Source organism: Streptomyces sp. NPDC088794 (assembly GCF_044750545.1).
GTDB lineage: Bacteria > Actinomycetota > Actinomycetes > Streptomycetales > Streptomycetaceae > Streptomyces.
This window is the reverse complement of sequence record NZ_JBIVKB010000004.1, coordinates 96,149-122,746: the sequence shown is the minus strand read 5'-3', so window position 1 is coordinate 122,746 and position 26,598 is coordinate 96,149. Positions and strand designations below refer to the sequence as shown.

Below are 26,598 nucleotides of genomic sequence, written 5' to 3'. Positions count from 1 at the left end.
AGGAGGGCTACGGCTCATCACGGATCGGTTGCCGACTCCGGCCGCCCGCCGGGCGCGTCGTACAGTTCGAGTCATGACCGATCCGAACGCCGCCGTACGCCCTGTTCAAGCCGTCGTCCTGGCCGGTGGCCAGGGCTCCCGGCTGCGTCCGTACACCGACGACCGGCCCAAGCCGATGGTCGAGATCCCCGGTACGGGGACTCCGATCATCGGCCATCAGCTGTCCTGGCTGGCCGAGGAGGGCGTGACGGACGTCGTGGTCAGCTGCGGCCATCTCGCCGACGTCCTGGAGAAGTGGCTGGCCACCGCGGACCTGCCGGTGAACGTCAAGACGGTCATAGAGACCGAGCCGCTGGGCCGGGGCGGCGGCCTGAAGTACGCGGCCGCGCATCTCCCCCACCCCGACCGGCCCTGGTACGCCACCAACGGCGACATCTGGACCCGCTTCTCCCTGCGGGACATGGCGGACTTCCACGCCGAGCGCGACGCCGTCGCGACCCTCGCCCTGGCCCGGCCCCGCATCCCCTGGGGAGCCGTGAAGACGGACGGCTTCGGGCACATCACGGACTTCATCGAGGCCCCGCCGACGACGTACGAGATCAATGCGGGTGTGTACGTGTTCGCGCCCGGGTTCTCGGAGCTGTTGCCGGAGCGCGGGGATCACGAGCGGACGACGTTCCCGCATCTGGCGCGCGAGCGGCGGCTGGCCGGGTTCCCGATCCCGCACGGGGCGTACTGGCGGGCCATCGACACGGCGAAGGACCTGACCGAGGCGGCGAAGGAGCTGGCCGCTCTGGGGCGCTGAGAGACCACGTAAGCCACGAGCTACGAGCTACGAGCCAGCAGCCAGGAAGCCAAAAGGGGTCCCGCACCTGAGACTTGGTGCGGGACCCCTCGTGTTTCCGTTCTGCGGGCGATCGTTCAGCCGGCGGGCGTGCCCAGGATCTTGCCCACCGGCTCGGCTACCCCAACAGGCCGCCCACCAGGCCCGGTTGGCCGGAGGAGGTGCCCCCGGTGCCGGTGCCGCCTGTCGAGCCGGTGCCGCCGCTGGTGCCGCCGGAGGTGGGTCCTGAGCTGGTGCTCGGGGCGCCGCCGCCGGCGGGCGAGGACTGCTGGGGCGGGGCCTGGCCGCCGGTGCCCTGGGTCTGGCTCGGGGCGCCGCCACCGGTGGTGCCCCGGGTCGCGCCGGGGGTGGTCGCCTTGCCGGACGGCGTGGCGCCGGGGGTGGCGGCCTGGCTGGGAGTCGTCGAGGCCTTCGGCGACTCGCTGTGCTTCTTGCCGGGCTTCTCCGGGAGCGGGGAGCCGGGCAGTTCGTTGCGCGGGGCCTCGCCGGGGCCGGGGACGACCACGCGGTCGGCGTCGCGGACCGCGCCGCCCAGCAGGGAGCCGAGCAGCAGGGTGAGGCCGGTGACGATCGCGGTGACGAGGATGCCGCGGCGCAGCACGTACTGGCGCAGCTCCCAGATGTCGGCGCGGGGTCCGAGGCGGCGCCAGGCACTGCCCGCGAGGCGGCCGTCCACGGAGTAGACGGGGGCGCCCGCGATGATCAGCGGGGACCAGGCGGCGAGGTAGATGATGTCGGGGGCGTCGTAGGCGGGGACGGTCTTCCAGCTGACGGTGACGATGAGCGCGGCCGACAGCAGCGCGCCGAAGACGGCGGCGACCCGCTGCCAGCAGCCCAGCACCGTCAGGACGCCGACGACGACCTGCGCGAAGGCGATGACGAGGCCGGAGCCGACCGGGTGGTGGAGGGCGAACTGGCGCAGTGGCTCGGCGACTTCCCACGGGTGCAGGGTGTTGAGCCACTTGACCATGGAGCCGCGCTTGCCGCCGTCGAAGTAGACGGGGTCGCACAGCTTGCCCATGCCGGCGTAGATGGAGATGAAGCCGAGGAAGATGCGCATCGGGAGGAGGACGACGCCCAGGTTCATGCGGCGGCCGGGGTAGTAGGCGTGCCGCGCCGGGTCCACACCGCGCCGGGCCGGGCGGCCCTCGCCGGTGCCGTCCTCGAAGTCCTCGAACTCCTCGTCCCCGTAGGCGGGTTCCTCGTCGTAGGCGCTGCCGACGGGCCGCATGTCGGGCAACAGGCGGGTGCCGCCGGTGTCCTCGCGACTGCGCTGGGCGCCGACGACCGGGGTCTCTACGGTCTGGTCGAGCGAGTCGTAGACGTCGTCGTAACCGCCTACGTCCACGCGGGGGATGACCTGGGTGGCTCCGGCGTCGCCCGAGGACTCGTCCGGATGGCCGACGCTGCCGCTGCGCACGGCCTGGAGCAGGCGGTGGGCGCCGGTGTCGTCGGGGGCGGCGCTGCCGCTCCACACGACGGGACGGCGGCGCGGCGCGCGACCTGCGGCGGGGATCCGGTTGTTGTCGTCGGCGGGGCCCAAGTGCCGTGCGATCCGCGGCGATTGGGGACCTCGGGTCGAGGCGCCCAACTGCACGCGGAAGCTCGCATGATTGACGATGACCTGCGCCGGATCGCTCGGCACCTTCACCATGCTCAGCGCGGGAGCGTCGTCGAATCCCGACGGGCCGTCCCCCGTGGGTGTGCGGGGTGTTCTGGTGTCCACACTCATCTAACCGAGTGACGTGAGTTTAGGACACTGCTTTGACTGGGGCGGATCTGTCCGGACTCCGTCAAGGTTGCCCTCCTCGCCCGGATTGACCCGCAAGGGTGAGGAGGGGCACGCCTGTTCAGGCCCTGCGGCACGCCTGTTCAGGCCCTGCGGCCCGCCTGCTCGGAACCGGCGGACCGCCTGCCGTCAGACCCTGCGGCGCGCCGCCTCGTAGAGGACGATCCCCGCCGCCACACCGGCGTTGAGCGACTCGGCGCCACCCGGCATCGGGATGCGGACACGGTAGTCGCAGGTCTCGCCGACCAGCCGGGACAGGCCCTTGCCCTCGCTGCCGACCACGATGACCACCGGGCCGCCCAGGGCGGCCAGTTCACCGATCTCGTGCTCGCCGTCGGCGGCGAGACCGACGATCGCGATGCCCTGCTTCTTGTACGCCTCGAGGGCGCGGGTGAGGTTGGTGGCACGGGCGACGGGCGTACGGGCGGCGGCGCCGGCGGACGTCTTCCAGGCCCCGGCCGTCATCCCGGCCGCGCGCCGCTCCGGTACGACGACGCCGTGGCCGGCGAACGCGGAGACCGAGCGGACGACGGCGCCCAGGTTGCGCGGGTCGGTGACGCCGTCGAGGGCGACGATCAGCGGGTCCTCACCGGCGTCGTAGGCGGTGTTCGCCAGTTCCTCGGGGTGCGCGTACTCGTACGGCGGGACCTGGAGGACCAGGCCCTGGTGGTTGAGGCCGTTGGTCATGCGGTCGAGCTCGGGGCGGGGGGCCTCCATGAGGTTGATCCCGCCGCGCTCGGCGGCGAGCTGGAGGGCCTCGCGCACCCGCTCGTCGTTGTCGATGAACTGCTGGACGTAGAGCATGGACGCGGGCACGCCCTCGCGCAGCGCCTCGACGACCGGGTTGCGGCCGACGACCAGTTCGGAGGTGGACCGGCCGCCCCGGCCGCGCGCCGTGGGACGGCGTACGGCCTGCTTCGCCTTGGCGTTGGCGACGCGGTTCTTCTTGTGGCCCTTGCGTGCCTCGGCGGGCGGGGTCGGGCCCTTGCCCTCGAGACCCTTGCGCCGCTGGCCACCACTGCCGACCTGCGCGCCCTTCTTGCCGGACATGCGGCGGTTGTTAGTGGCCATGACCTACCTGTCTGTATGAAGCGTGCGGACGTACGTATATGGATTGTGCCGCCCGGTGGCCCGGACGGCACAATCGATCAAGAGATCGGTCGGGAGGTCGGGTGCCGCGTCAGCGCGGGCCGAGGCTCCAACGAGGGCCCTGCGGCCCGTCCTCGATGGCCAGCCCGGACTGCGCGAGCTGGTCCCGGATGGCGTCCGCGGTGCCCCAGTCCTTACGGGCCCGCGCCGCCTCCCGCTGATCCAGCACGAGTCGTACGAGGCTGTCGACCACCCCGTGCAGGTCCTCGCCGCGGTCGCTCTCGCCGGCCCAGTGCGGGTCGAACGGGTCGAGGCCGAGGACGCCGAGCATGGCGCGCACCTCGGCGAGGCGGGCCACGGCGGCTTCCTTGTCGTCGGCGGCCAGCGCGCTGTTGCCCTGCCGGACGGTGGTGTGCACGACCGCGAGGGCCTGCGGGACGCCCAGGTCGTCGTCCATCGCCTCGGCGAACGCGGGCGGCACCTCGGCGGACGGCTCGACGGAGCCGGCCTTCTCCACCACGCGCTGCATGAAGCCCTCGATCCGCGCGAACGCCGACTCGGCCTCGCGCAGCGACTCCTCGCTGTACTCGATCATCGAGCGGTAGTGCGGGGTGCCCAGGTAGTAGCGCAGCACGATCGGGCGCCAGGCCTTGACCATCTCGCTGACCAGGACGCTGTTGCCCAGCGACTTGGACATCTTGTCGCCGGCCATGGTCACCCAGGCGTTGTGCACCCAGTACTGCGCGAAGTCGTCGCCGTAGCCCTTGGCCTGGGCGATCTCGTTCTCGTGGTGCGGGAAGATCAGGTCGAGGCCGCCGCCGTGGATGTCGAAGGCGGGGCCCAGGTACTTGTGCGCCATGGCCGAGCACTCCAGGTGCCAGCCGGGCCGGCCGCGGCCCCACGGGGTCGCCCAGGTCGGCTCGCCCGGTTTCGCGGCCTTCCACATGGCGAAGTCGCGGGAGTCGCGCTTGCCGGTCTCGCCCTCGGCGGAGGGCTGGAGCAGGTTGTCGAGCTCCTGCCGGGACAGCTGGAGGTAGCCCGGGAAGGAGCGCACGTCGAAGTAGACGCTGCCGTCCACCTCGTAGGCGTGACCGCGCTCGATCAGGCCCTGCATCATCTCGACCATCTCGGTCACGTGCCCGGTGGCGCGCGGCTCGTAGGTGGGCGGCAGGCAGCCGAGGGCGGAGTAGCCGTCGTTGAACGCGCGCTCGTTCTCGTAGCCGATGGACCACCACGGGCGGCCCTGCTCGGCCGCCTTCGTGATGATCTTGTCGTCGATGTCCGTCACGTTCCTGACGAACGTCACCTCGTAGCCGCGGTAGTCGAACCAGCGGCGCATGATGTCGAAGTTGAGGCCCGAACGGATGTGCCCGATGTGCGGGGCGGCCTGCACGGTGGCGCCACACAGGTAGATCGAGACACAGCCCTGGGTGAGCGGGACGAAGTCGCGAATCTGCCGGGCACCGGTGTCGTACAGGCGAATAGTCACGACTCCAGGGTAGTGGGCCGGAGGCGATGCGTTGCACCGGACTTGTAACATCGCGCGCGCCCACGAGCGACCCGGCCGGCGCCGGTGATCGACACTCAGCCGGTGCGCACCACCAAGGCGGTGGCCACCGCCATCAGCCCTTCCTCGCGCCCCGGGAAACCGAGCCCGTCCGTCGTCGCCCCCGACACGGAGACCGGCGCTCCGGCCGCCTCCGACAGCAGCTTCTGGGCCTCGTCACGCCGCTTGCCGATCTTCGGACGCGGTCCTACGACCTGGACGGCGATGTTCCCGACGTGGAAGCCGGCCTCGCGGACGATGCGGGCGGCCTCCGTCAGCAGCGTGACACCGGAGGCGCCGGACCACTCGGGGCGGCCGGTGCCGAAGTGCTGTCCCAGGTCACCGAGGCCGGCGGCGGAGAAGAGCGCGTTGCACGCGGCGTGCGCGACGACGTCCGCGTCGGAGTGACCGGCCAGGCCCGGCCCCTCGCCCTCCCACTTCAGGCCCGCGCACCACAGCTCGCGGCCCTCCTCGAAGGCGTGGATGTCGGTACCGATGCCGACCTGGGGCAGCACGTACGGCAGCGGGGTGGTCTCAGAAGCCATCGTTGAGCCTCCTGCGGGCCAGGACCGCCTCCGCGAGGACCAGGTCGAGCGGGCGCGTCACCTTGAAGGCCTCCTCGTGCCCGGGCACCAGCAGGACGGTCTTGCCGAGCTTCTCGACCATGCTCGCGTCGTCGGTGACGTCCTCGGTGACCGTCTCGTGGGCGCGGATCAGCGTGGCCCGGTCGAAACCCTGGGGCGTCTGCACCGCGCGCAGGCGGGCCCGCACCGGGGTGGCGACGACCGGCTCCGGCTCGCCCGGGGTGCCGGCCGGCTCGACCTCCTTGACGGTGTCGGCCAGCGGCAGCGCGGGCACGACGGCCGGCGCGCCGGCCCGTACCGCCTCGATCACCGCGTCCACCGTGTCCACGGGGACCAGCGGCCGGGCGGCGTCGTGGACCAGCACGATGTCGTAGTCGGGCGGCAGCGCGTCGAGGCCGAGCTTCACCGACTCCTGGCGGCTCTCTCCGCCCGGAACGACGAGGAAGTCGGTCCGGTCGGGCAGCGCGTGCGCGTCGAGGAGCGACTTGACCTCGGGCGAGCCGTCCGGCGGAGCCACGACGACGACCAGAGAGACGGCGCGGGACGCGGCCATCGCGCGCACCGCGTGGATGAGCATCGGGGTTCCGCCCAGCGCACGGAGCGCCTTGGGGGCGCCCGGACCAAGGCGTACGCCCCGGCCGGCGGCCGGAATCACGGCAGCCGTCCGGGCTCCCGCGGGCGAAGTGCACGAATCGTCAGACATCGGTTCCTGTCAGGTTTGTGTGCTCGGCCTACGTGGGTATGGCCTGGGGAGTGCCGGGCGCGACGGCCCTGACCGGACCCTTCCGTGACCCCGGTCGAGCCAGCTGCCCGGGCCCGGCACGCCAAGTATCGGGGGAACCTCCCCGAGTGGGACGTACGCAGGCGTACGAAAGCCGTGGAAGAAGTCGCGGAAGTCGTATGCGGAGGTACGCGAAGGCGCTCGGGCATGAACATGCCGCAGCGCCCGGCGACAGTTAATACGTCATCGGGCACCGCGGCATTTCGATGTACTGACCGCTGTGTACTGAGTGCTGAAGTCGGCCTGCGCCTACGTCAGTTCAGAACAGTCGGTTCAGGACGCGAGGACCTCGTCGAGCAGAGCCTCGGCCTTGTCCTCGTTCGTGTTCTCCGCGAGGGCGAGTTCGCTCACCAGGATCTGGCGGGCCTTGGCGAGCATCCGCTTCTCACCCGCGGACAGTCCGCGCTCACGCTCACGACGCCACAGGTCACGTACGACTTCCGCGACCTTGATGACATCGCCGGAGGCGAGCTTCTCCAGATTTGCCTTGTAACGACGGGACCAGTTCGTGGGCTCCTCGGCATACGGCGCGCGCAGCACCTCGAAGACCCGGTCCAGCCCGTCCTGACCGACCACATCACGTACGCCGACGAACTCCGCATTGTCCGCTGGCACACGTACCGTCAGGTCACCCTGGGCGACCTTCAGCACCAAGTAGGTCTTGTCCACGCCTTTGATCTGGCGAGTTTCGATAGCCTCGATCAGCGCGGCCCCGTGATGGGGATAGACCACGGTGTCGCCAACCTTGAACGTCATGTGACAGGTACCCCTTCCGTGGCTATCCAGGGTAACACGGAAACGGCGGGTTCTGAATGGCGTTTTCGCAGGTCAGGGCATATCTCGGGGCTTGACAACTGCAACAGGAACGTGCTGCGGAGGCCGAGCGGAAGAAGGTATTCGCAGGTCGGAGCGGCTCTCCGGGCGAGGAGAAACGCGCACGTTACACACATCCGGAGCCCTCGCCAAGTGGACTAACGTCCCCATATGTCCGGTTCCACGTGTGCGACTTCCGCTACTCCGTTCGGTGCGCGGGAGACGCTTCCGCGTCGATTCCGGAATTGATCACGGTCGGACTGTGCGGTCGGTTGATGGCGGGTTCATGCGTGGGTTCACGGGTGGGTTCACGGCGGGTTGATCGACGGGTTGTTGCGTCGCTCCAGATCCTTCACGTGATCAATTCCGGGCACGCCGTCTATTCCTTCACGGAAAATTTGCGCGCCGTGCTCTGGCGTATCCGGCGTAACGCGGGAACGGCTTATGTGAATGCCGGACGAACGTGCGGGCCAGGGGCTGCCGTTTGGATCAGGCCGGCTGTGAGGCTCGGTGCGTCTTGGTCGGGTCGAGCGGGGTCTGGTGCGTGCAGCTGCAAGGCGGAGGAGGGAGTCATGGCGGAGCCATGGCGAGTGACGACAACGCGGCAGATGTGCGTGCCAGGGCCCGCGACGCCGGGCTGATCCAAACGGCAGCCCCTACCCCCTGCCGGGGGACGTCGACGCTCCGCGGGGGAGGGTCGGGTGCGGTGGTGTGGGAACGGCTCGGTAACCTAAGCCCGCTGACAGACACTTAGGGCGGCTTTATGGGCCGCCACGTTCGAGTCAAGGAGTTGCCGCCGCCGTGAGCAGCAGCCTTCGACGGGGCGCACTCGCCGCCACCGCCATCGCGTTCTCGATCGCCTCGCTCGCCGCGTGCGCCGCCGGCAACGACGCCCAGACCCTGGAGGTCAAGCCGGACAACGCGGCGACGACGGTGGGCGACATCAAGGTCCAGAACGCCGTCGTCATCACCCAGCCCGACCTCGAGTCGACCGGGCCCGCCGTGATCTCCGCGACCCTGTTCAACAACGGCCGTACCGCCCAGACCCTGGACTCGATCACCCTCCCCGGCTCCGGCAAGACCGCCGAGCTCAAGCCGGCCAAGGGCAACGGCCCGCTGACGGTCCCGGCCGGCGGCCACATCGTGCTCGGCGGCAAGGGCAACGCCTCCGCGGTCCTGGCCAGCAGCCGGGAGTCCGTGCAGGACGGCAACGCGCAGAAGGTCACCTTCACCTTCAGCACGACCGGCGACGTGAGCCTGCGCGCCTTCGTCCTGCCCGCCGAGAGCTACTTCAGCAAGTGGGGCCCGACCGAGATCCCCTCGGCCCCCGGTTCCACGCCCACGGCCACGGACTCGGCCACCTCGAAGCCGGGCGACGACACGTCGGCCACGCCGACCGACTCCGCGAGCGCGACGGCGACCACGCCCGAGGGCGGCACGCCGACGGACGCGGCCTCGGCCAGCGCGACGGCCTCCGGCAACTGAGCCGTCCGTACGTACGCCGAAGGGCGGGCCTCCTCCGGGAGGACCCGCCCTTCGCTCTTTACGGCGTACGCCTTGGGCCAAACGGCTGACAGCGGTCGGCTGCCGTCCGTCGGCCGTCGGCTTACAGCTGTCGGTCTACGGCTCGAACTTGTAGCCGAGCCCCCTCACCGTCACCAGGTACCTGGGCGCGCCCGGGTCCGGTTCGATCTTGGCGCGGAGGCGCTTGACGTGGACGTCGAGGGTCTTGGTGTCGCCGACGTAGTCGGCGCCCCAGACCCGGTCGATGAGCTGCATGCGGGTCAGGACTCGGCCCGCGTTGCGCAGCAGCATCTCCAGGAGGTCGAACTCCTTGAGAGGCAGGTCGACCTTGGAGCCGGAGACGGTGACCACGTGACGATCCACGTCCATACGGACCGGACCGGCCTCGAGGGCGGCCGGGGTGACCTCTTCGGGCTCGCCGCGGCGGCGCAGGACGGCCCGGATACGGGCGACCAGTTCACGGGACGAGAAGGGCTTGGTGACGTAGTCATCGGCTCCTATTTCCAGGCCGACGACCTTGTCGATCTCGCTGTCCTTGGCGGTGACCATGATCACCGGGACGTTGGAGCGACCGCGCAGCTGGCGGCAGACCTCCGTGCCGGGCAGGCCCGGCAGCATCAGGTCGAGGAGGACGAGGTCGGCGCCATTGCGCTCGAACTCGTCGAGTCCGTCGGGCCCGGTGGTCGCGACGGCGACCTCGAAGCCCTCCTTGCGGAGCATGTACGACAGGGCGTCGGAGAAGGACTCCTCGTCCTCGACGACGAGCACTCGGGTCACGGAAGGACCTCCGGGGCGGGAAGCGGTTCATACGGGGATGACTCTGGGTGTGAGTCCGGCTGACCGGCCTCGTCGTCGAGGTCCGGGTGCTGCTGTGCGCGGTCGCGGGCAGCCCCCGCCTCCGGCAGCCGCAGGGTGAACGTGGAGCCCTGTCCCTCAGAACTCCACACCGTGACCTCCCCGCCGTGCGAGGCGGCCACGTGCTTGACGATCGCCAGGCCCAGACCCGTGCCGCCGGTGGCACGGGAGCGGGCCGGGTCGACCCGGTAGAAGCGCTCGAAGATGCGCTCCTTGTCCTTGTCGGTGATGCCGATTCCCTGGTCGGTGACGGCCACTTCGATGTGGTCGCCGCCGGGCGCGGTGACCCGGCGGGCGGCTATGCCCACCCGGGTGCGGGCCGGGGAGTAGTTCACGGCGTTCTCCACGAGGTTGCCGAGGGCGGCGGCGAGCTGGCCCCGGTTCCCGTAGACGTGCAGGTCGGCGGTGCCGCCGGCGGCCATGGTGATCTGCTTGGTGCCGGCCGCGTGCCGGCAGCGGTCGATGGCCTCGGCGACCAGTTCGTCGACCCGGACCGGCTCGGCGTCCTCCAGCGGGTCGTCGTTCTGCACCCGGGAGAGGTCGATGAGCTCCTGGACCAGGTTGGTCAGCCGGGTCGCCTCGATCTGCATGCGCCCGGCGAAGCGCTCCACGGCCTCCGGGTCGTCGGAGGCGTCCATGACGGCCTCGGACAGGAGGGAGAGCGCGCCGACGGGCGTCTTCAGCTCATGGCTGACATTCGCGACGAAGTCGCGGCGTACCGCCTCTATCCGTCGGGCCTCGGTGAGGTCCTCGACGAGCAGCAGTACCAGCCGCGACCCGAGGGGTGCCACGCGCGCGGAGACGGCGAGCGCCTCCCCCCGCCCGGTGCCCCGTCTGGGCAGATCCAGCTCGACCTGCCGTATCTCTCCGTCTCTCCTGGTGTCCCGCGCCATCTGCAGCATCGGCTCGACCGAGAGCCTGCCACCGCGCACCAGTCCCAGGGCGTACGCCGCGGAGCTGGCCTTGACGACGGCGTCGGCCTCGTCCAGGACGACGGCCGAGGAGCGGAGCACGGACAGGACGGTGTCCACGCCCGGCGGAAGCACCGGGTCCGTGTGCAGAGAGGTGCGAGTGGGGCGTTTCTGCTCCCGCTCGCTCCAGCGGAACGCCAGCATGGCGATGACGCCGGTGAGCACCCCGGCGATCGCTGCTGCTGCGGCGACCGCCGCGTTCACGTCCATGCACCCAGGTTAGGCATGCGGTACGACATCCCCACAGCCATCGAGGTGCGACCTCGAACACTCGTCGCCCAGAGTTCACCTAGGAGCTAGGGGTGATTCATTTGAGAGGGCGGAAACGGACGCGTACAAGCCAGATCGTGGGAGCGTGGGTGCGAAGCGCCGGTTTTCGGAAACCTGACGCACGGGCCCCTGCCCCGGCAGCCCCGAAGAATACGTACGAGAGGGAACCCTGATGCGGGACGCGTACCACGAGGAACTTGATTCGATCGGCGACGGTCTGGTGGAGATGGCCCGGCTGGTCGGTTCGGCGATCGGGCGCGCCACGACCGCCATACTCGACTCCGACCTGAAGCTGGCCGAGAGCGTCATCGAGGGCGACAAGAAGGTCGACGAGCTCCAGCACGACCTGGAGGCCAAGGCGATAGCCCTGCTGGCCCGCCAGCAGCCGGTGGCGACCGACCTTCGTATCGTCGTGACGTCGCTGCGGATGTCCGCCGACCTGGAGCGCTCGGGCGACCTCGCCCAGCACGTGGCGAAGCTCGCCCGGCTGCGCTTCCCGGACCGCGCCATCCCCCACGACCTGCACGCGACCATCCTGGAGATGGGCCAGCTCGCGCAGCGTCTGATGGCGAAGGCGGCCGAGGTCATCATCACCAAGGACGTCGACCTCGCGCTCCAGCTGGAGTCGGACGACGACGAGATGGACCTGCTGCACCGCACGCTCTTCCAGCACCTCCTGGACGACCGCTGGAAGCACGGCATCGAGACGGCGGTCGACGTCACCCTCCTCGGCCGCTACTACGAGCGCTTCGCCGACCACGCGGTGGCCGTCGCCAAGCGCGTCGTCTTCCTGGTCACCGGCGAACACGCGGACGACCTCCAGCCCGACATCCAGCCGGACATCCAGCCGGCGACGGCGGTCGAGGAGGCGTAGGCCTCGCGGCGGGTGGGGCGTCCGGGAGGGGGCGCCCCCGTGCGCCGTTGACGCGCCCGGCGGAACGGGCATGCAATGGGCAAAGGCACGAGCCTCCAGGAGGACCCATGGCCGAAACCCCCAGCACACCCGACCCGACGCAGGAGCGCGAGACGGACCGCCCCGCCGAGATCAAGAACCTCCCGCTCTTCGGCGCATGCGGCTGCGGCTCGGGCTGCGGCTGCGGATGCCAGTCCGGCAATCCCTGCCAGTGCGGCTGAAAACGTACGACGAGGAAGGGCCCCGGTGAGATCGCCGGGGCCCTTCGTCATGGGGAGTGTCAGTGCCGGGTGCCAGACTCGGCGTATGGGCGAAGACGTGCGGCCGGACGTACGGCTGAGGGATGTCGAGGAGGACGATCTGGAGGTCTTCTTCACGCAGGAGCACGACCCGGAGGCGGTCCGCCGATCGAGGTTCACGCCGCGCGAGCGGGAGAGATTCATGACCCACTGGGCCACGAAGATCCTGGCGGACGACACCGTCTTCGTACAGACGGTCACCGTGGCCGGCGAGCCGGCGGGCCACATCGTGGCCTGGTGGGAAGGGGACCGGCGCTTCATCGGCTACTGGCTCGACCGACAGCACTGGGGCCGGGGAACAGGCACCAAGGCCCTCACCCTCTTCCTCCAACGGGAGAGAGCACGCCCTCTCCACGCCGACCCCTTCATCGAAAACACAGGCTCAGTACGGCTGTTGGAGAAACTCGGCTTCCAACGCACCGGAACGGTGCGGCACGGCGACGACGAGCACGCCATGCTCGTACTGGACCGAGTGGCCGCCACCACCACTACCACTACCGCTTTCGAGCCCGATACCGCTTCATCAGCTCGACGATCCGCGCCTGGTCCGCCTGCCCGTTGAGCTCGGTCAGCAGGTCGTCGGGGCACAACTCGTAGAGGTCGCCCCACCATCGGCGCCCTCGGTTGTCCCAGATCCGGTAGCCGCCGGGCACGCCACGGGCGACGTAACGTCTCCTGCTCACAGTCCCCCTCCCCGCTGGATTCGATCATCCCGAGCGACCAGAGTGAAGGGGAAGGGGGGCGAGCAGGCCCTCTGGGGTGCAGCCACCTACACCCTCGATCCGGTAGGTCACGCCATGGTTCCGGAGGGCGGCCGACGGCATCGTTGAACCCATCGGATCCCAGAGGTTCGCAGTCCCCAGCCGGAAGGAAATGCCATGAAGTCGCTGCTGTCCTCCACGACCGGCACCACGATGGACGACCCGACCGAGACCACCGGCGAGAACACCCTCGCCCCACTCCTCACCGCCTGGGACCAGGCCCACCCCACACTCGCCGACCCCGAGTGGCGCCACGTCCTGGACGAGATCGCCCACCCACGCACGACCGAGGCGTTCTATCGGCTGGCCACGGCGGCGATTTGAGCACCCGCACGACGGCGCGCCGTCCGGCCGACACCGACATCAACCGCCGCCCCAACCTCAACGCCAGAGGCCCCGGATTTCCATCCGGGGCCTCTTACTTGTTTGATGAGCTCGGGCTACTTCTTCTTGCCCTGGGTCTGGGGGGCCCGTTTTTTGGCCCTGGTCAGGGGGCTTGCTAACCCAACTGACCTGTGTTCGAGCTGTCGTTAGTGGTCGCTACCTGTCGTCGTTGGTCACCCTCGGAGGGCCCAGAGAGGGCCCAGGATCCAGCACACCTCATATCGCTTTTTTCACCGTCGCTGTGGCCGGTACGCTCACACGACATGACTACGACTCCGCGTCAGCGCTTCACCGTTCGCGCCGGTCTTGCTCAGGCCGCCGATGACGACGCTCCGTATGACGGTGTCCCGGATCATCTTGCAAGACCGCTCCGGGAGTGGGTTGACTCTGTCCTTCTGACCAACACCGCCGTCGAACAGAGCGCGGTAGCGGAAGCCGTAGCCCTGAGACTTCGGATCACTGTTCCATCTCGCCACAACGCTGCGTACTACCTCAGTCAGCTCACGGGCGACAACCTCTTGGACGTCGTTGACGAGGTAACACTCATCATGACCAGCGTGGATCGGATGCGTAGCGGGGGGCTGGAAGACCTGGAGTTCATCCTTGACGAGGGTGGATCGGCCTACTGCATCAACTCCGAGAAGAACGGACTAGAGATTCGGATCGCGCCGGCCGTTCGTGAAGCGGTGAACCAAACCATCGCAGACGCAGCAGCCGAGCCCTCAGCCGGATCGGCGTCTGATCACCTGGCTGCTGCTTGGAAAGCAGCGTACGGCCGTCAGCCTGATCCAGTGCGCGCATACAGCGAGGCCATCAAGGCGGCGGAATCCGCCGCGCACTCAGTTGTCCAGCCCAACCATGCCAGGGCCACGCTCGGCACGATGCTGGGTGAGATCGGCAACGCTCGGGCGAAGTTCACCACTGCCCTGGATACTCCAGCCGACAAAGACCCAATCGCCCCAATCGAGTCGATGATGCGCGCGCTTTGGGATGGGCAAACCTCCCGTCACGGCAAGAAGACCTCCACAGTGCAAGAGAGCCTGGAAGCGGCTCGGGCTGGTGTCCATCTCGCTGCCACTCTTGTTCAGTGGTTCATTTCGGGAGCAGTGGTGCGCAATCCCTGAGCGCCGCCGCAGGGCGCAAGAGGAGCACGCGCGTCGCCCCGGTGGCACAAGAAGGGCCCCGCCTCTCGACGGGGCCCTTCTCAATAGCGGAGCCTAACGGTACTGATCTTAAGAGTCAGCCGATCGGCGTGCAGTAGCGAAGCACCCATCCGGGGCCCGGACGGTGCACGGTGACGTCAATGCAAGTCCACCGATGGGTTCGTGTCGCAGGTCAAACGCTGTGCCGGACGTTCACGGACGCGTGCGCACGACCCCGGATTGAGCAGCAATCGAGACTAGAACTGAGACTGACCCTGACCATCCGGAAGCCGAAAAGGCGAGGCATTTAGGGCCGCGATCACAGTCGCTGGGTCGCCATGGCACAGGAGATGTGGTTCATCTGCCTGCGGCGGGACGAATCGCGTGCGGTACCGCCGTAGGTCGCTCTCAGAGAAGTAGATCGAATTCGGATCGTTCTCATGGAACTCATTGCGCTTGCTGACCCTTGCCCAAAGCTCATCGTGGCTGGCAGCGAGGTAGACAAGCACAGGGGTGGCGCCGGCATCGGCGGCGACTGCCCGCCATTTCTCTCGGTCTTCCGGGGTCCAAAACCCATGGTCGACGACGACATCGTTCCCCGCCTTGAGTTGGTCGCTCACCTCAACCGCGACGTCTTCGAGGACCGGCCGCTCAAGGGTCGGGAAGGTGCCGCGAGGGAAGTCCACCCCATAGACGCCATGCCGCCGGTACATCTCTTCATCCGGGCAGAGCCGTACGAACCCTCGTGCCGTAAGCGCACGGGCAAGCGTGGTCTTGCCCGAGCCGGGGAGGCCGGCCATCAGGACACAGAACGGCGCGCGTGGTGACATCGGTCTCGTCAAGGTCTGAGAGATGGCTTCCATCTCTGCTTGGGCTTCGGCTGTGATTGTGCCAGTTCTGCGAGCTCTGAGCAGTGTCCCTAAGCGGTCTTCGAGCACGCTCGTGAGCGTGTCATCTAGGACCATCACGGGGAGACCTCCGATTCCGTGCCCCAGGTGCGGCCAGGGCCTCCGAGGTCCACGCCAAACTCAACGATGTTGCCTTCGCTGTCGACGAACTTCGCTGTCATTACGACCACTGGCTCAGTCGGCAGGTTGTCGGGGTCAAGCTCCAAGAGCCGCGCATACTCCGGCGTAACAAGACTGGCCGAAGCAGTGTCGATTCGATGACTGATCGGATGGCCGGTCACCTCACTGATGAGCTGAAGCGACGTTCCCCCCGTCAAGCGCTCACTCGCTGCGAGTTGGGGGATCAACTTCCCGTACCGAGCAGGGATCCAAGACGTGCTGTGCGCCACGATGCCGTGCCGGTCTCGGTAGACGCGGCTACGGCGAACCACCTCCGAGCCGGGCGGGATGTCCAGCGCTTGGGCTACTTCTGCGGGAGCGGGCACGACGGCTGCCTGATGTGAGTCAGACCGCTCACCCTGCCCCCAACTGGACCCAGTACGGCGCCCTCGATCCTGGCGCTGGGACCCCGACGACATTGAAGCGGGTCGGTCCAGAACCTCGGTTCCGATGCCGTGGATCCCTCTCACAAGGCCATCGTTGCGCAGCTTCCGCAGAGCCTTCTCAGCCGTCGCTGTGCTGACTTTCCACTCTTCCGCGAGGTTCTTGATGCTCGGCAAGAGTGACCCTGGCTCTAGCTGACCAGACGCGATCAGTTCCGTGTAGTGGGCTGCAATCTTCGCGTACGGCGCCCGGTTGTCGGCCTGGCCTGCCATGTCGCTCGCTCCTTGTCGTCACTTCCCTGAGGTTCCCTACCTTACCGCTTGACACCGCAGGGAACCCTAGGGAACCCTAGGGGTGTGCCCGGAGGAAAGCCCGCAAGGGCGAGTACGAAGTGAGTACGCATTGGTTGACAACTCAACAGAGTGCCGATGAGGGATTCCCGTCCCACCTTCGCAAGCAAGCGGGCGGGCGCGTATGGGTTCTGTCCCGTGCGCGGTACAGCGCATTTCGACCTTTCCGCAGCTCAAGTGCTGCGGGCCGGTTGCCTCCGCTGCTCGTCTCGTACGAGCGGCGCTGAGGGGAGCCGGATCACCCGACTTCAACGGCGCGCGGCCCCGGAGGTGCAACTCCGGGGCCGCTGTTCGGGCCGTTCCTGACTGAGAGGAACACGACCCAATGGACCACATCGTTACTGTTCAGGACGCTGTTACCGCGTTCGCTGACTTCATGGAGCCGACCAACGCCGAGTTGGACGCGATCGAGCAGGAAATGCCGGTCATCCTGGCCGGCGTCGACCTGTTGGACGCGCAGATCATCACCCTGGACCGCATTCCGACCGAGCTGGACTCCCGCCGGATCCGCCGGGCCGCCCGTCGGGTGCTGGCCGCGCGGCGTGCGCTGGCCAACGGCTCTGGCGAGGTGGCGTGATGGGACGCCGCTTCAAGGACATGCCGACGGCCGAGCAGCAGTACGCGGCCCGGCAGGCGCCGGCGCTGCGTCGGATGGCCTACTCCGCAGAGCAGGAGGCGGAGCGGCAGCAGATGACGGCCGACGTGTACGGGCGCCGTGGCCGTGACTACTCCGACCCGGCCAAGGCGAGCAAGGCACAGCAGGAGGCCGACCGGCTGCGGGAGAAGGGCCGGAAGCTGCGGGCCACGGCCAACAGTGCCGAGACCGGCGCCACGCCCACGAAGCGGGGGTGGTTCCGGTGAGCCGGCATTTCACCGCGCAGATGTCCATGCGTGCCGGCCGTTGGCGCCTGTACGTGGTGCTGTTCAACACCACCGAGCAGTGGCCCGAGCACCGGTTCGGCCGCTCGGTGCCGACGTTCACGGACCGTACGGACGCGCTCAGCGTGCTCGGCTTCGAGCCGGTACCGGGCGCCGTTTGGGAGTGGACCGAGGACAGCGAGACCCCCGATGACCCCGCCTCGCAGGTCGTGCTGATCGCCGCGATCCGGGTCCGTTCATGGTCGGCGGTGAGTGTATGAACGGCGTTCAGATCCGTTCAGCGGAACGGGCGTTGTCGGTCGGCACGTGGCTGATCGTGGCGGGCGCGATGCTCTACTCGATCCTCACCGTCACCCCCCTCGCCGCCGCGCACACCCCCGACCGGTGGCACTGGACCGCCCCCATCCTCCCGCTCGTGGTGGATGCGGCCGTGGTCATCGTGGTCCGGCTGGACGCGGTGCTCGCCCGGCTCGGGGGCAACGGCGGACGGTGGCCCGTCGCGCTGCGGTGGATGACCGGCTGCATGACCCTCGCGCTCAACGTGGCCGACTCCGCGTTGAAGAGCGACCTGGTGGGCGTGGCTGTGCATGCGGTCGCTCCACTGCTGCTGATCGTCACGGCTGAGACCGGACTGGCCTACCGACGCGCTATCACCGCCGCTGTGGTGGCGCTGGAAGCCAAGCAGCAAGCGGAGCGGGAAGCGCGTGAACGCGCCGCGATCGAGCGACGCGAGGAAGCCTCGCGGCGGGTGCGTGAGGAGCGCGAGCACGCGGCGACGCTGGCGCGTGAACAGCGTGAGCACGAAGCCCGCATGAGCCGTGAACAGGCTGAGCGGGAGGCCTCGGTACGGCGCGAGGAACGAGAGCGCGAGCAGGCCCGGGAGCGTGCCGAGCAGGCTGAGCGTGAACGCGTTCAGCGCGAGCGTGAACAGCGTGAGCGGGACCGTGAACGCCGTGAACGCGCGGCTGCCGAGCAGGCGGAGCGTGAGCGTCAGGAGCATGCCGAGCAGGAGCGTCGTGAACGCGCGGCGTTGCTGTCCGCCGGCCCGGCCGCGCAGAAGCTGTCCGAGGACGACGCGCGTGCGATCGTGGCCGCCGCTCACGCGGAAGGCCTCTCCGTGCGCACGGCTGCGGAGTTGTGCGGCTGGTCGGTGGGCTGGGTCTCGACCCGCTACGCCGAACTGCGCGGCCCCGTCAACGGCGTTCCGGTCGATCTCGCCGGCACGGGCCACTGATGACCACCGCGCCCGTGAGCGGGTCGCTGCCGGTGTACCGGTGGCGGCTCGCCCCTGACGGACTGGCCACCCGCCGACAGCTCCGTGCGATGGAGCTGCGTCCCGGTGGTCAGGACGTGGTCGCCGAACTCCAGCGCCCCCGCCGCCGGCGCGGGCCGCTGATCGCCTACCTCTACCGCGTCGACCGCGCCAAGCCGGTCCGCCCGATGACGCCGGGGCGGTGGGCCGCGCTCGCCAAGGCGAACCGTGCCCGCCGGATCTGCCCGTCGTGCCGGCGTGATGCCGGATACGTCATCCCTACCTCGCTCGGTGCCTGTGTGCCGTGCGCGGATGCCAACTGACTTGAGGGGAAGCCCTGATGGCACATCGTGACCCGCCGGGGATCATCGCCCCGCACATTCCCGCCGACGCCTACCGCCGCGCGGAAGCCACCGGTCAGCCGATCGTCATCGTCGTCCACACCACCGACCACACCGGCCGGCCGCTGCGCGACTACCTGTACCCCATCGCGGTCGCCGGAGCGGGCGCCATCGGCGTCTTCACCACCATCGCCGCGCTCCTGGCCCTGCTCGACTTCGCCGTGCACACCGCGATGGCCATCGCCGCCGCGACCGGCCCCGTCAGCATCGGCGGGATCACCCTCCGCCTCGCCCGTTCCAAGGACTGAACAGGCCAAGCCCGCATGCGGCCCGCTGAGCGGCTGGACCCCCGTCCGTGTGGGGTGACAACCCCCGGGCCGCGTACGGCCGTTGACGGGCCCGCAAGGGGGTTGCACGGCCCTGTTTTCCGGCGCTCTACGCGCGCGTGCGCGTAGGGCCCTCACCCTCCCTCTCGCTCAACTCTGCAACTTCGCAGGTCAGAAGCGGTTGCAGGGGGTCAACCGGTGCTGTCGACGCAACCGACAGCCTCGGCCCCTGCAACCCGGCGGGCCGGTGACGCCACGCAACGGCGCACCGGCCCTCATCCACGGTTTTGGAGGACCCTTTCGTGGACTGGAAGCAAGCATGGTCGACCACCACCAACACCACCACTACGGCGCTCGACTCCATGGCCCCGGTGTGTGCTCCGTTCGCGGCCCGCTGGGACCTTGAAGCGGACCGCCGCAACAAGCTGCGGACTCCGGAGCACTTGAAGGCGCTCATGGCCGCGCAGAAGGAACACAACGCCGCGCGCTCCACGCACGCGACCGCCAAGTCGCAGCAACTCGCCGCGCGCGCCGCGTCGAACAATCCGTTCGCGTCAGGCCGCCGTGCGGCGCGGGTCGCGGCCAAGGCGGCCTTGAGTCATGAGCGGGACACGCGCGCCAAGCTCAAGGCCGCGCGGGTGAACTACCCCAGCACGCTCAAGGCCCGTGCGGTGCAGGCGCATTCGGTGCACGCCGTGCCGAGTGCGATCGCGTCCGCGCTCATGTCCACCGCGCACCTCACCCTGTGGCCGGCCGCAACATCGGCTGTGCTGATCGGTGCGAACGTGGCTGGTCTCGCGCTCGGTCGGCGCAGGCTGCGCGTCGTGGTGGATGAGTCGGTGTCGGTGGAAGAGCGTCAGCTCATGGAGCGGCTCGATCCCTCGTACTGGGTCGAGCACGCTCCCGACCGTGGTCTGTCGGGCACGGTCACCACGCCCCCGGCCATGGAGCCGGGCGGGATCCGCTGTGAGATCCGCCTGGACGGCACGTGGACGGTCAAGACGCTCGCGGACAAGGCCGATTCGGTCCGTGCGCTACTCGGTGCCCGCACCGCGCTGCGGGTGCGGATCACGTCCGCCTCGCGCGGCGGCTGGGCAGTCCTGACGTTGGCGACGCGTTCGGCAGCCGCGGGGGTTTCCTCGTTGTGGACCCCGGACCGCATCCCGGCCGACGCGCTGATGATGAGCCTCGGTCTGGACACCGAAACCGGGGACGAGGTCCTGATCCCGTTCGACGAACGGCTGTTGGTGTCCGGCGCGTCCGGCACCGGCAAGTCCTGGTCGTTCCGTCCGCTCATGGCGACCGCGCACCTGCGCGGTGACCTGCTCCTGATCGACGGCAAGGGCGAAGAGGCCAACATCTGGGAGCCGGTCTGCCGCGTCGCCGTGGAACAAAGCGAAATCACGGACGCGGTGGATGCGGCGCACGCGGAGATGACCCGCCGCAAGGTCGACATGAAGGCGCGCGGGATCAGCGTCTGGGACGGCCCGCAGCTCACCGTCGTGGTGGATGAGGGGCAGGTGATCCTTGCCCTGATCACGAAGGACAAAGACCGGCTGCAACGCCTGATCGAGCTGTCGTCTCTGGGTCGCTCGCGCGGCGTGGTTCTGTGGTGGGCGACGCAGTACCCGCTGACCGATGGCGGGGCGCCCGGCGTGCACAAGCTGATCGCGCCGAACCTCCTGACGCGGTTCTCGCTCCGGGTGGCCGGCACGACACAGGCTCAGGTGGCGCTGGACGACTGCGCGCACTACGCCCCCCACCAGATCCCGGACGGCCGCGAGTACCGGGGGCACGGCTACCTCAAGGGCTACGGGCCGCGCATGCTCCGCACCTGGACCCTCGACGACGCCGGCGTGCGCGCACTGCCCAAATCGATCTGGACCCCCGCGCAGACGTCGGGCGGCTCGTCGCCGCGCACGCCGCTGCATCTGGTCAAGGAGCCCGCCGCGCTGTCGGGGTCGTCGACCAACCGGGACAAGGTGCTGACCGCCGTGCAGTCCGGTGCCCGCACCGCGCGGGACGTGGCCGACGCGACCGGCCTCAACAAGGGCACCGTCTCCCGCGAGATCAAGACCCTCACCGCGAACGGCAGCCTGCACCGCACCGCCGACGGCATGCTCCTGCCCGGCCAGCAAGCGGCCTGAGCACTCCCGCAGGACCGAACAACAACGGCGGCCCCCCTCACGCCAATGAAACGGGGCCGCCGCCAATCCAGCACGCTCACGAACTGGAGAACTCCAGCATGACCCAACCCACCGACATCCGGCGAGCCCTCACCCTGCTCTCCCGGCTCGAACCCTTCCGAGTGCTCGACGCGTTCTCGTGCATCGGCGGTGCGACCGAGGGCTACCGACGCGCGTTCGGCCCGCACGTCCACGTGACAGGCGTCGACATCCAAGCCCAACCCGACTACCGGGGCGATGCCTTCCACCAGGGCGACGCGATCGAGTTCATCCGCGCGCACGGGCACGAATTCGACTTCATTCACGCTTCCCCGCCCTGCCAGGGTGAGGGTGCTCCGACCAAGGGCACCAACGCCGTGCGCAATGCCGCGATCGGCCGCACCTACCCCCGCCTGATCGCCCCCACCCGGGCCGCGCTGGAGGCGACGGGCCGGCCGTACGTGATGGAGAACGTGGCCGGTTCCGAGGTCCGCAAGGACATCCGTCTGTGCGGGGAACAGTTCGGGCTCGGGGTGCTCATGCACCGCTACTTCGAACTCGGAGGCTGGACCGCCGTGCAGCCGGCCCACCCCAAGCACCGTGGCTACGTGCGCGGTTGGCGCCACGGCGAGTACCGCGAGGGCCCGTACGTGGCCGCGTACGGCGCGGGTGGCGGCAAGGCCACCGTGGACGAGATCCGCGCGGCCAAGGGCATCGACTGGTCCACCCATCACCTGCGACTGCGGGAGGCGCTTCCGCCTGCGTACACGGAATGGATCGGTCACGCCTACCTCGCCACCCTCACCCCCGCACTGGGGGTGGCGGCGTGAGCGAGCACCTGCACACCGCGCTCTCCCTCGCCGCGCGCGGGGTGCCGCCATTGCCCCTGCGGGCGGGGAAGATGCCGTTCAGCAACTGCCCGGCTTGCGCGAAGAACGCGTGCGGTGGCCGGCCGAACATGAAGACCCCCGGACCGTGCGCCTGCCCGTACCCGTGCCACGGATGGGCCGCCGCCACTACCGCCCCCGAGGTCATCAACTCGCCCACGTGGGCGCGAGCGTGGCGGGAGGCGGCGGGTGTGGCCTACCACCCCGGGGGCGCCGGCATCACAGTCGTGGATCTCGACAATCCGGCTGCGATCACGTGGGCCCACAAGACGCTGCCCGCCACGCGGATCGTGCCGACGACCCGGGGTGAACACTGGCTCTACCAGGGCGCCATGCCCTCCTCGAACGCGGTCCGGCCCGGTGTGGACGTCAAGTCCCTCATGGCCTACGCCCGTTGGCTCGGACCCGGCACCGGCACCATCACGACGCTGCCGGACGTCGTGCGCGCGCTGATCGTGAAGGCGCCCGCCCCCGTCCGGCCGGCCACCGTCACCGTGCCCGCACCGGCTCGGGGCGGGAAGTGCCCGCACCGCACGCCGACCTATCTGGATCGCGGCATCGCCATGGCGGAGCAGCGCATCACCGGCGCCCGGGAGGCGGTGCACGCCACCGTGTACCGGACGTTCCTCGCGGTGCTGTCCACGCACGGCCGGTGCGGCTGCCTGACCGAAGCGCACACGGCACGGCTGTTCAGCGCCGCGCAGGCGAAGGGGGAATCGCCCCGGCACTGCACCGACGCGTGGACCAACGCCCGCACCACGTTGGGACTGTGACATGTCCGAGGACGACGACAAGATCCCCGCACGCAAGGTCATCACCGACTACGCACAGTCCCACTTCCGGTACTTCCGCACCGTGGACGGGACCGTGTACGCGCAGCGCACCGGCCACCCCGTGGCCCGCCCGATCCGCTCCCAGGGCACCACCGGCAGCCACCGGCAGGAACTCATGGTCGGCCTCTTCCGCGACGGGGTCGGCGTCTTCAACGGAACCGCCCTCAAGGAGGCGTTGGACTTGATCGAGGCACTCGCCCTGACCGAACGGGTACAGCCCACCCACATCCGCGTCGCTCCCGGCTTCGACGGAGCCACCTGGCTCGACCTCGGCCGCGACGACGGGCAGTCCGTCCGCATCCACCCCACCGGCTGGGACATCCGCATCCCCGACCCCGAAGAGGTGTGCTGGCGGCGCACCCAGCTCACCGGGGAACTCCCCCTGCCCGTCAAAGACACCAACGGCAAGGGCATCGATCTGCTGATGCGGCTGTGCAACTTCGCCGACGCCAAGACCGAGGCCCTCGCCATCGCGTGGCTCATCGGCTGCCTGGAGCCGTCCGTGCCCGTCCCCGCGCCGTTCCTCACCGGCCCGCAGGGCGCCGGCAAGTCCACCGGCGGGCGGATGCTCGTGCGGATCATCGAGGGCATGAGCGGCGACCTGCGCAGGGCGCCCAAGGACGAAGAGAACATGATCACGGCGGTCGCGGCAGGATGGATCACCGCCCTGGACAACCTCTCCCACCTGCCCCCGGACCTGTCCGACCTCATGTGCTGCATCATCACCGGAGCCGAGAGCATCAAGCGCGCGCTGTTCACCGACGGCGACGTCGTCCGCTCCCGCTACCGCCGGCCCATGCTGCTGACCGGCATCGACGTCGGCGTCATCCGCCCCGACCTCGCCGAACGACTCCTCACCCTGCGCCTGGAACGCCCCCGGGTGCGGCGCACCGAAGCGGAGCTGTGGACGGAGTACGCCGAGATCCTGCCCGTCGTCCTCGGCTCCCTGCTCGACCTAACCGTCAAGGTCCGCGCGGTACAAGCCGAGACCCCGACCGATCTACGCATGGCCGACTTCGCCCACCTGTGCGCCCAGCTCGACACCGCCACCGGCTTCGGGACGCTGGAGGCATACCGGGCCAGCCTGGACGACCTGAACGACGACGTGATCGAGGGCGACCTGTTGGCGCAGACGGTCCTCAAGCACGCCGCCGAACTCACCCCGGGCGAAGAGGTGCGGATGACGTCGGCGGAGTGGCTGCACGCGCTGACCTCCCTTTACAGCGGCGAGGAGTGCCGCCCCCTGCCCAAGGGCTGGCCCACCACCGGCAAGGTGCTCTCCGACCGGCTGAGGCGCATCCAGCCCACCCTGGCCGCGCGGGGCGTCCTGGTCGACTGGGGCCGCACCAGCGCCGCCCGCTACATCGAACTCAGCCGCCAGGCCCCGCCCCCGCCCCCCGAGCAACAGCCCGCGTTCTGACCGCCCCCGGGGCAGGCGGACAAGCAAGAGGAGCACGCCTCGCGGGGTGCTCCTCTTGCTGTTCGGCGGCGACAGCCGCCCTGCACAAGGCGCGCCGCGAAGCGGCCCGTTCTTCACGCCCTGAGCGGCGTAAGACCACAGACACCACCCCTTCTCTTTCCTAAGTAGGGAAGGTCTGCGTCACCGCGTCACCACGGGCCCGACAGACAGCCGCTGACCTGCGGCGACAGCGGTGACGTAGACGGCGAATCCTGCGTCATCCCGCGTCACCTGCGTCACCCGGTGACGCAGCCAATGACGCACCGGTGACGCAGCCCCGATCCACCGCGTCACCCAAAACCCCAGGTCAGATCCCCTAGTGACGCTGATGGCGCGGGTGACGCAGAAATCCGCACCTCGGACAGACGCGCGCTCTCGCCTGCGCAACGCACGGCCCGACATCACCACAGGACACCTCACCCAACGCCCTCAAGCATGAGGAGTCACCACACATGGCCTCCAAAGAGCCAAGCGACCCGCGCGCCGTGCTGCGTGGCGGACTCCCTGACCGTTACCTCACCCCGGAAGACCTGGTCACCATGTTCAGCCTCCCGAGCGTGGAGACCGTCTACCAGTGGCGGCGCAAGCGCATCGGCCCTGCCGGCTTCCGTGTCGGCCGTTACCTCCGTTTCAACCCCGCTGCCGTACAGGCGTGGGAGGCCGAACGCACCGCTCTGGAAGACGCGGCCTAAGCCTGCCGCACCTCACGCCACCCAACTCCCCGGGGAGGGCCACACCGTGGCCCTCCCCGCCCCATGCCCGAAGGGACCACGCCACACATGGCAGGCAGCATCCAAGACCGCTGGTACAAGACCGAGACCGACAACGACGGCAAGACCGCCCGCGTCAAGACCGCTCGCTACGGCCAGGGACTGCGCTACCGGGCCCGCTACTTCGCGCCCGACGGCAAGCGCAAGAGCAAGTCGTTCGCCGACGGGCAGAAGCGCCTCGCTGAGCAGTGGCTGAGCAAGATGGCGGCGGACGTGGCTCGCGGCGACTACATCGACCCCAACGCCTCCCGCACGTCCTTCCAGGAGTTCGCGGAGGGCTGGTTGGCGAGCCAGAGCGGAGACCCAAACACCCGAGCGTCGATGCAGTCCCAACTCAAGCTGCACGCCTTCCCGCGCATCGGGTCACGCTCGCTCGGCACCTTCCAGCCGAGCCACATCCGTGAGTTCGTGACTCAGCTCGAAGCGTCCGGCATGTCCGGCGCGTATGCCCGCGTGATCTTCTCCAACGTCCGTGCCGTCCTATCGGCTGCCGTGGAGGACGGCTACCTTCGCCGGAACCCCTGCAACTCCCGCACGGTGACGCTTCCCGAGATGGGTACGCGCCGGGTCGTGCCCTGGCAGCCGGAACGCGTCTTCGCCGTACGAGCGGCCATGGTGGAGCGCTTCCGGACCATGGTTGACGTTGGCGCCGGATGCGGCCTGCGGCAGGGCGAGATCCTCGGACTCTGCGTCGATGAGCTGGACTTCGACAGCAACACCCTTCACGTGGTGCAGCAGCTCAAGCTGAGCCTGAGTAAGCCCGTGTTCGCGCCTCCGAAGGGCGGCAAGCTCCGGGACGTGCCTCTGCCTGATCCTGTGGTGGACGCCCTCAAGGCGCACATCAAGCGCTTCCCGCCCGTCGACGTCACGTTGCCGTGGATGCGAGCGTCCGGCCAGCCGGTGACCAAGCAGCTCATCTTCAGCGGGCCCAACGGTGGCCATGTCTGGCGTACGTCGCTGAACGAGGACCACTGGAAGCCCTCGCTCGCCAAGTCGGGCGTCATCCCCAGGGCGAAGAGCCGTGAGCACGCCGCCGCGCGGGAGCATGGCATGCACGCCCTGAGGCACTTCTACGCGTCGGTCCTGTTGGACGCAGGAGAGAGCATCAAGGCCGTCAGCGAGTACCTCGGACACTCCGACCCGGGGCTGACGCTGAAGGTGTACGCGCACCTCATGCCGAGCAGCCGGGACCGGGCCCGGCACGCCATCGGTCGTGCGCTCCGGCCGCAAGATCCGGGGCACTGAGGGCCCACAGTGGGCCCAGGCCATGAAAACGCCCCTGACTCGCGCCATGTGCGCAGGTCAGGGGCATGATCACAA

Annotated in this window: 30 protein-coding genes; 19 read left to right on the top strand and 11 right to left on the bottom strand. The window is 69.3% G+C overall.

Translation table 11 applies throughout. The features are described 5' to 3' along the window. The first annotated feature begins 73 nt into the window (after nt 1–73). A complete protein-coding gene (locus ACIP6U_RS13055) occupies nt 74–805 on the top strand; it encodes an NDP-sugar synthase (protein WP_401715801.1) in 732 nt (243 codons plus the stop codon). Between the two features lie 157 nt (nt 806–962). On the opposite strand, the gene ACIP6U_RS13050 is transcribed toward ACIP6U_RS13055, so the two are convergent. The 6 genes from ACIP6U_RS13050 to ACIP6U_RS13025 all read right to left on the bottom strand — a co-directional run bounded on the left by ACIP6U_RS13050 (nt 963) and on the right by ACIP6U_RS13025 (nt 7,389). Next, a complete protein-coding gene (locus tag ACIP6U_RS13050; protein ID WP_401715799.1) occupies nt 963–2,576 on the bottom strand; it encodes a DoxX family membrane protein in 1,614 nt (537 codons plus the stop codon). Nucleotides 2,577–2,762: 186 nt separating this feature from the next. Beyond that, nucleotides 2,763–3,704, bottom strand: coding sequence for a 23S rRNA (guanosine(2251)-2'-O)-methyltransferase RlmB (rlmB, locus tag ACIP6U_RS13045; protein WP_401715796.1), 942 nt, complete (start codon nt 3,702–3,704; stop codon nt 2,763–2,765). 109 nt (nt 3,705–3,813) lie between these two features. Then, nucleotides 3,814–5,211, bottom strand: coding sequence for a cysteine--tRNA ligase (gene cysS / locus ACIP6U_RS13040; protein ID WP_401715793.1), 1,398 nt, complete (start codon nt 5,209–5,211; stop codon nt 3,814–3,816). 95 nt (nt 5,212–5,306) lie between these two features. After that, nucleotides 5,307–5,813: a 2-C-methyl-D-erythritol 2,4-cyclodiphosphate synthase gene (gene ispF, locus ACIP6U_RS13035; RefSeq protein ID WP_401715791.1), complete on the bottom strand. Its 507-nt coding sequence runs from the start codon at nt 5,811–5,813 to the stop codon at nt 5,307–5,309. Further along, nucleotides 5,803–6,555, bottom strand: a complete 753-nt coding sequence (ispD, locus tag ACIP6U_RS13030; RefSeq protein ID WP_280879342.1) for a 2-C-methyl-D-erythritol 4-phosphate cytidylyltransferase — start codon at nt 6,553–6,555, stop codon at nt 5,803–5,805. The genes ispF and ispD overlap by 11 nt, the downstream gene beginning before the upstream one ends. Before the next feature lie 351 nt (nt 6,556–6,906). After that, complete coding sequence (locus tag ACIP6U_RS13025; RefSeq protein ID WP_003953493.1) at nt 6,907–7,389, bottom strand: CarD family transcriptional regulator; 483 nt, start codon at nt 7,387–7,389, stop codon at nt 6,907–6,909. 858 nt (nt 7,390–8,247) lie between these two features. Between ACIP6U_RS13025 and ACIP6U_RS13020 the strand changes: the two genes are divergently transcribed. Continuing rightward, entirely contained in the window at nt 8,248–8,931 is a 684-nt protein-coding gene (locus ACIP6U_RS13020) for a DUF461 domain-containing protein (RefSeq protein WP_401715788.1), read from the top strand. A 135-nt stretch (nt 8,932–9,066) separates the two neighbouring features. On the opposite strand, the gene ACIP6U_RS13015 is transcribed toward ACIP6U_RS13020, so the two are convergent. Together ACIP6U_RS13015 and ACIP6U_RS13010 are read right to left on the bottom strand one after the other, a co-directional pair. Beyond that, the gene (locus tag ACIP6U_RS13015) at nt 9,067–9,747 is read right to left on the bottom strand and encodes a response regulator transcription factor (RefSeq protein WP_015659563.1); all 681 of its coding nucleotides are present in this window, start codon (nt 9,745–9,747) and stop codon (nt 9,067–9,069) included. After that, nucleotides 9,744–11,006, bottom strand: coding sequence for a cell wall metabolism sensor histidine kinase WalK (locus tag ACIP6U_RS13010; RefSeq protein ID WP_280879344.1), 1,263 nt, complete (start codon nt 11,004–11,006; stop codon nt 9,744–9,746). The genes ACIP6U_RS13015 and ACIP6U_RS13010 overlap by 4 nt, the downstream gene beginning before the upstream one ends. Nucleotides 11,007–11,238: 232 nt before the next feature. Here ACIP6U_RS13010 and phoU point away from each other — a divergent pair, with 232 nt between their 5' ends. From phoU to ACIP6U_RS12995, 3 genes are all read left to right on the top strand, one after another. After that, nucleotides 11,239–11,940 (top strand): phosphate signaling complex protein PhoU, encoded by a 702-nt coding sequence (gene phoU / locus ACIP6U_RS13005; RefSeq protein WP_401715786.1) that lies wholly within the window; start codon nt 11,239–11,241, stop codon nt 11,938–11,940. 107 nt (nt 11,941–12,047) lie between these two features. Next, nucleotides 12,048–12,200, top strand: a complete 153-nt coding sequence (locus tag ACIP6U_RS13000) for a hypothetical protein (protein WP_401715784.1) — start codon at nt 12,048–12,050, stop codon at nt 12,198–12,200. An 85-nt stretch (nt 12,201–12,285) separates the two neighbouring features. Next, nucleotides 12,286–12,840, top strand: a complete 555-nt coding sequence (locus ACIP6U_RS12995; protein WP_401715781.1) for a GNAT family N-acetyltransferase — start codon at nt 12,286–12,288, stop codon at nt 12,838–12,840. Here the strand turns inward: ACIP6U_RS12995 and ACIP6U_RS12990 are convergent. After that, nucleotides 12,773–12,961 carry a hypothetical protein gene (locus ACIP6U_RS12990; protein ID WP_401715778.1) on the bottom strand — a complete coding sequence of 63 codons (189 nt, stop codon included), beginning with the start codon at nt 12,959–12,961 and terminating at the stop codon, nt 12,773–12,775. The genes ACIP6U_RS12995 and ACIP6U_RS12990 overlap by 68 nt on opposite strands. Nucleotides 12,962–13,156: 195 nt before the next feature. Here ACIP6U_RS12990 and ACIP6U_RS12985 point away from each other — a divergent pair, with 195 nt between their 5' ends. Both ACIP6U_RS12985 and ACIP6U_RS12980 read left to right on the top strand, forming a co-directional pair. Then, nucleotides 13,157–13,363 (top strand): hypothetical protein, encoded by a 207-nt coding sequence (locus ACIP6U_RS12985; protein WP_401715775.1) that lies wholly within the window; start codon nt 13,157–13,159, stop codon nt 13,361–13,363. Between the two features lie 323 nt (nt 13,364–13,686). Next, entirely contained in the window at nt 13,687–14,547 is an 861-nt protein-coding gene (locus tag ACIP6U_RS12980; protein ID WP_401715773.1) for a hypothetical protein, read from the top strand. A gap of 275 nt (nt 14,548–14,822) precedes the next feature. Here ACIP6U_RS12980 and ACIP6U_RS12975 read toward each other — a convergent pair whose 3' ends face one another. Together ACIP6U_RS12975 and ACIP6U_RS12970 are read right to left on the bottom strand one after the other, a co-directional pair. Then, the gene (locus tag ACIP6U_RS12975) at nt 14,823–15,395 is read right to left on the bottom strand and encodes an AAA family ATPase (protein ID WP_401716957.1); all 573 of its coding nucleotides are present in this window, start codon (nt 15,393–15,395) and stop codon (nt 14,823–14,825) included. A gap of 134 nt (nt 15,396–15,529) precedes the next feature. Then, nucleotides 15,530–16,288 carry a GntR family transcriptional regulator gene (locus tag ACIP6U_RS12970; RefSeq protein WP_401715770.1) on the bottom strand — a complete coding sequence of 253 codons (759 nt, stop codon included), beginning with the start codon at nt 16,286–16,288 and terminating at the stop codon, nt 15,530–15,532. A gap of 403 nt (nt 16,289–16,691) precedes the next feature. Between ACIP6U_RS12970 and ACIP6U_RS12965 the strand changes: the two genes are divergently transcribed. From ACIP6U_RS12965 to ACIP6U_RS12910, 12 genes are all read left to right on the top strand, one after another. Continuing rightward, a complete protein-coding gene (locus ACIP6U_RS12965; RefSeq protein WP_401715768.1) occupies nt 16,692–16,943 on the top strand; it encodes a DUF6284 family protein in 252 nt (83 codons plus the stop codon). Beyond that, entirely contained in the window at nt 16,943–17,227 is a 285-nt protein-coding gene (locus tag ACIP6U_RS12960; RefSeq protein ID WP_401715765.1) for a hypothetical protein, read from the top strand. Before ACIP6U_RS12965 ends, ACIP6U_RS12960 begins: the two co-directional genes overlap by 1 nt. Beyond that, nucleotides 17,224–17,505 (top strand): DUF6303 family protein, encoded by a 282-nt coding sequence (locus ACIP6U_RS12955; RefSeq protein WP_401715763.1) that lies wholly within the window; start codon nt 17,224–17,226, stop codon nt 17,503–17,505. Before ACIP6U_RS12960 ends, ACIP6U_RS12955 begins: the two co-directional genes overlap by 4 nt. After that, complete coding sequence (locus ACIP6U_RS12950) at nt 17,502–18,479, top strand: DUF2637 domain-containing protein (protein WP_401716954.1); 978 nt, start codon at nt 17,502–17,504, stop codon at nt 18,477–18,479. The genes ACIP6U_RS12955 and ACIP6U_RS12950 overlap by 4 nt, the downstream gene beginning before the upstream one ends. Beyond that, on the top strand, nt 18,479–18,820 hold the full coding sequence (locus ACIP6U_RS12945; protein ID WP_401715761.1) for an RRQRL motif-containing zinc-binding protein: 342 nt from the start codon (nt 18,479–18,481) through the stop codon (nt 18,818–18,820). The genes ACIP6U_RS12950 and ACIP6U_RS12945 overlap by 1 nt, the downstream gene beginning before the upstream one ends. A 17-nt stretch (nt 18,821–18,837) precedes the next feature. Further along, complete coding sequence (locus ACIP6U_RS12940) at nt 18,838–19,146, top strand: hypothetical protein (protein WP_401715758.1); 309 nt, start codon at nt 18,838–18,840, stop codon at nt 19,144–19,146. A 473-nt stretch (nt 19,147–19,619) separates the two neighbouring features. Next, nucleotides 19,620–21,311, top strand: a complete 1,692-nt coding sequence (locus ACIP6U_RS12935) for a type IV secretory system conjugative DNA transfer family protein (protein ID WP_401715756.1) — start codon at nt 19,620–19,622, stop codon at nt 21,309–21,311. 98 nt (nt 21,312–21,409) lie between these two features. Beyond that, a complete protein-coding gene (locus ACIP6U_RS12930) occupies nt 21,410–22,159 on the top strand; it encodes a DNA methylase (protein ID WP_401715754.1) in 750 nt (249 codons plus the stop codon). Beyond that, nucleotides 22,156–22,989, top strand: coding sequence for a DNA primase (locus tag ACIP6U_RS12925; RefSeq protein WP_401715751.1), 834 nt, complete (start codon nt 22,156–22,158; stop codon nt 22,987–22,989). Before ACIP6U_RS12930 ends, ACIP6U_RS12925 begins: the two co-directional genes overlap by 4 nt. A 1-nt stretch (nt 22,990) precedes the next feature. Beyond that, a complete protein-coding gene (locus ACIP6U_RS12920; protein ID WP_401715749.1) occupies nt 22,991–24,469 on the top strand; it encodes an ATP-binding protein in 1,479 nt (492 codons plus the stop codon). Between the two features lie 491 nt (nt 24,470–24,960). Beyond that, nucleotides 24,961–25,200 carry a helix-turn-helix transcriptional regulator gene (locus ACIP6U_RS12915; RefSeq protein WP_401715746.1) on the top strand — a complete coding sequence of 80 codons (240 nt, stop codon included), beginning with the start codon at nt 24,961–24,963 and terminating at the stop codon, nt 25,198–25,200. An 87-nt stretch (nt 25,201–25,287) separates the two neighbouring features. Then, nucleotides 25,288–26,523 (top strand): tyrosine-type recombinase/integrase, encoded by a 1,236-nt coding sequence (locus ACIP6U_RS12910; protein WP_401715744.1) that lies wholly within the window; start codon nt 25,288–25,290, stop codon nt 26,521–26,523. Nucleotides 26,524–26,598: the final 75 nt, after the last annotated feature.

What these genes read in the sequence shown, in the direction of transcription:
- ACIP6U_RS13025 (WP_003953493.1), bottom strand. Translation starts at nt 7,389, where the DNA reads ATGACGTTCAAGGTTGGCGACACCGTGGTCTATCCCCATCACGGGGCC.
- ACIP6U_RS13000 (WP_401715784.1), top strand. Translation starts at nt 12,048, where the DNA reads ATGGCCGAAACCCCCAGCACACCCGACCCGACGCAGGAGCGCGAGACG.
- ACIP6U_RS13050 (WP_401715799.1), bottom strand. Translation starts at nt 2,576, where the DNA reads ATGAGTGTGGACACCAGAACACCCCGCACACCCACGGGGGACGGCCCG.
- ACIP6U_RS12970 (WP_401715770.1), bottom strand. Translation starts at nt 16,288, where the DNA reads ATGGCAGGCCAGGCCGACAACCGGGCGCCGTACGCGAAGATTGCAGCC.
- ACIP6U_RS12945 (WP_401715761.1), top strand. Translation starts at nt 18,479, where the DNA reads ATGACCACCGCGCCCGTGAGCGGGTCGCTGCCGGTGTACCGGTGGCGG.
- ispF (WP_401715791.1), bottom strand. Translation starts at nt 5,813, where the DNA reads ATGGCTTCTGAGACCACCCCGCTGCCGTACGTGCTGCCCCAGGTCGGC.
- ACIP6U_RS12980 (WP_401715773.1), top strand. Translation starts at nt 13,687, where the DNA reads ATGACTACGACTCCGCGTCAGCGCTTCACCGTTCGCGCCGGTCTTGCT.
- ACIP6U_RS12920 (WP_401715749.1), top strand. Translation starts at nt 22,991, where the DNA reads ATGTCCGAGGACGACGACAAGATCCCCGCACGCAAGGTCATCACCGAC.
- ACIP6U_RS13010 (WP_280879344.1), bottom strand. Translation starts at nt 11,006, where the DNA reads ATGGACGTGAACGCGGCGGTCGCCGCAGCAGCAGCGATCGCCGGGGTG.
- ACIP6U_RS12940 (WP_401715758.1), top strand. Translation starts at nt 18,838, where the DNA reads ATGGCACATCGTGACCCGCCGGGGATCATCGCCCCGCACATTCCCGCC.
- ACIP6U_RS12915 (WP_401715746.1), top strand. Translation starts at nt 24,961, where the DNA reads ATGGCCTCCAAAGAGCCAAGCGACCCGCGCGCCGTGCTGCGTGGCGGA.
- phoU (WP_401715786.1), top strand. Translation starts at nt 11,239, where the DNA reads ATGCGGGACGCGTACCACGAGGAACTTGATTCGATCGGCGACGGTCTG.
- ACIP6U_RS13055 (WP_401715801.1), top strand. Translation starts at nt 74, where the DNA reads ATGACCGATCCGAACGCCGCCGTACGCCCTGTTCAAGCCGTCGTCCTG.
- ACIP6U_RS12985 (WP_401715775.1), top strand. Translation starts at nt 13,157, where the DNA reads ATGAAGTCGCTGCTGTCCTCCACGACCGGCACCACGATGGACGACCCG.
- rlmB (WP_401715796.1), bottom strand. Translation starts at nt 3,704, where the DNA reads ATGGCCACTAACAACCGCCGCATGTCCGGCAAGAAGGGCGCGCAGGTC.
- ispD (WP_280879342.1), bottom strand. Translation starts at nt 6,555, where the DNA reads ATGTCTGACGATTCGTGCACTTCGCCCGCGGGAGCCCGGACGGCTGCC.
- ACIP6U_RS12995 (WP_401715781.1), top strand. Translation starts at nt 12,286, where the DNA reads ATGGGCGAAGACGTGCGGCCGGACGTACGGCTGAGGGATGTCGAGGAG.
- ACIP6U_RS12930 (WP_401715754.1), top strand. Translation starts at nt 21,410, where the DNA reads ATGACCCAACCCACCGACATCCGGCGAGCCCTCACCCTGCTCTCCCGG.
- ACIP6U_RS12975 (WP_401716957.1), bottom strand. Translation starts at nt 15,395, where the DNA reads ATGTCACCACGCGCGCCGTTCTGTGTCCTGATGGCCGGCCTCCCCGGC.
- ACIP6U_RS12910 (WP_401715744.1), top strand. Translation starts at nt 25,288, where the DNA reads ATGGCAGGCAGCATCCAAGACCGCTGGTACAAGACCGAGACCGACAAC.
- ACIP6U_RS12935 (WP_401715756.1), top strand. Translation starts at nt 19,620, where the DNA reads ATGGCCGCGCAGAAGGAACACAACGCCGCGCGCTCCACGCACGCGACC.
- ACIP6U_RS12950 (WP_401716954.1), top strand. Translation starts at nt 17,502, where the DNA reads ATGAACGGCGTTCAGATCCGTTCAGCGGAACGGGCGTTGTCGGTCGGC.
- ACIP6U_RS12960 (WP_401715765.1), top strand. Translation starts at nt 16,943, where the DNA reads ATGGGACGCCGCTTCAAGGACATGCCGACGGCCGAGCAGCAGTACGCG.
- ACIP6U_RS12965 (WP_401715768.1), top strand. Translation starts at nt 16,692, where the DNA reads ATGGACCACATCGTTACTGTTCAGGACGCTGTTACCGCGTTCGCTGAC.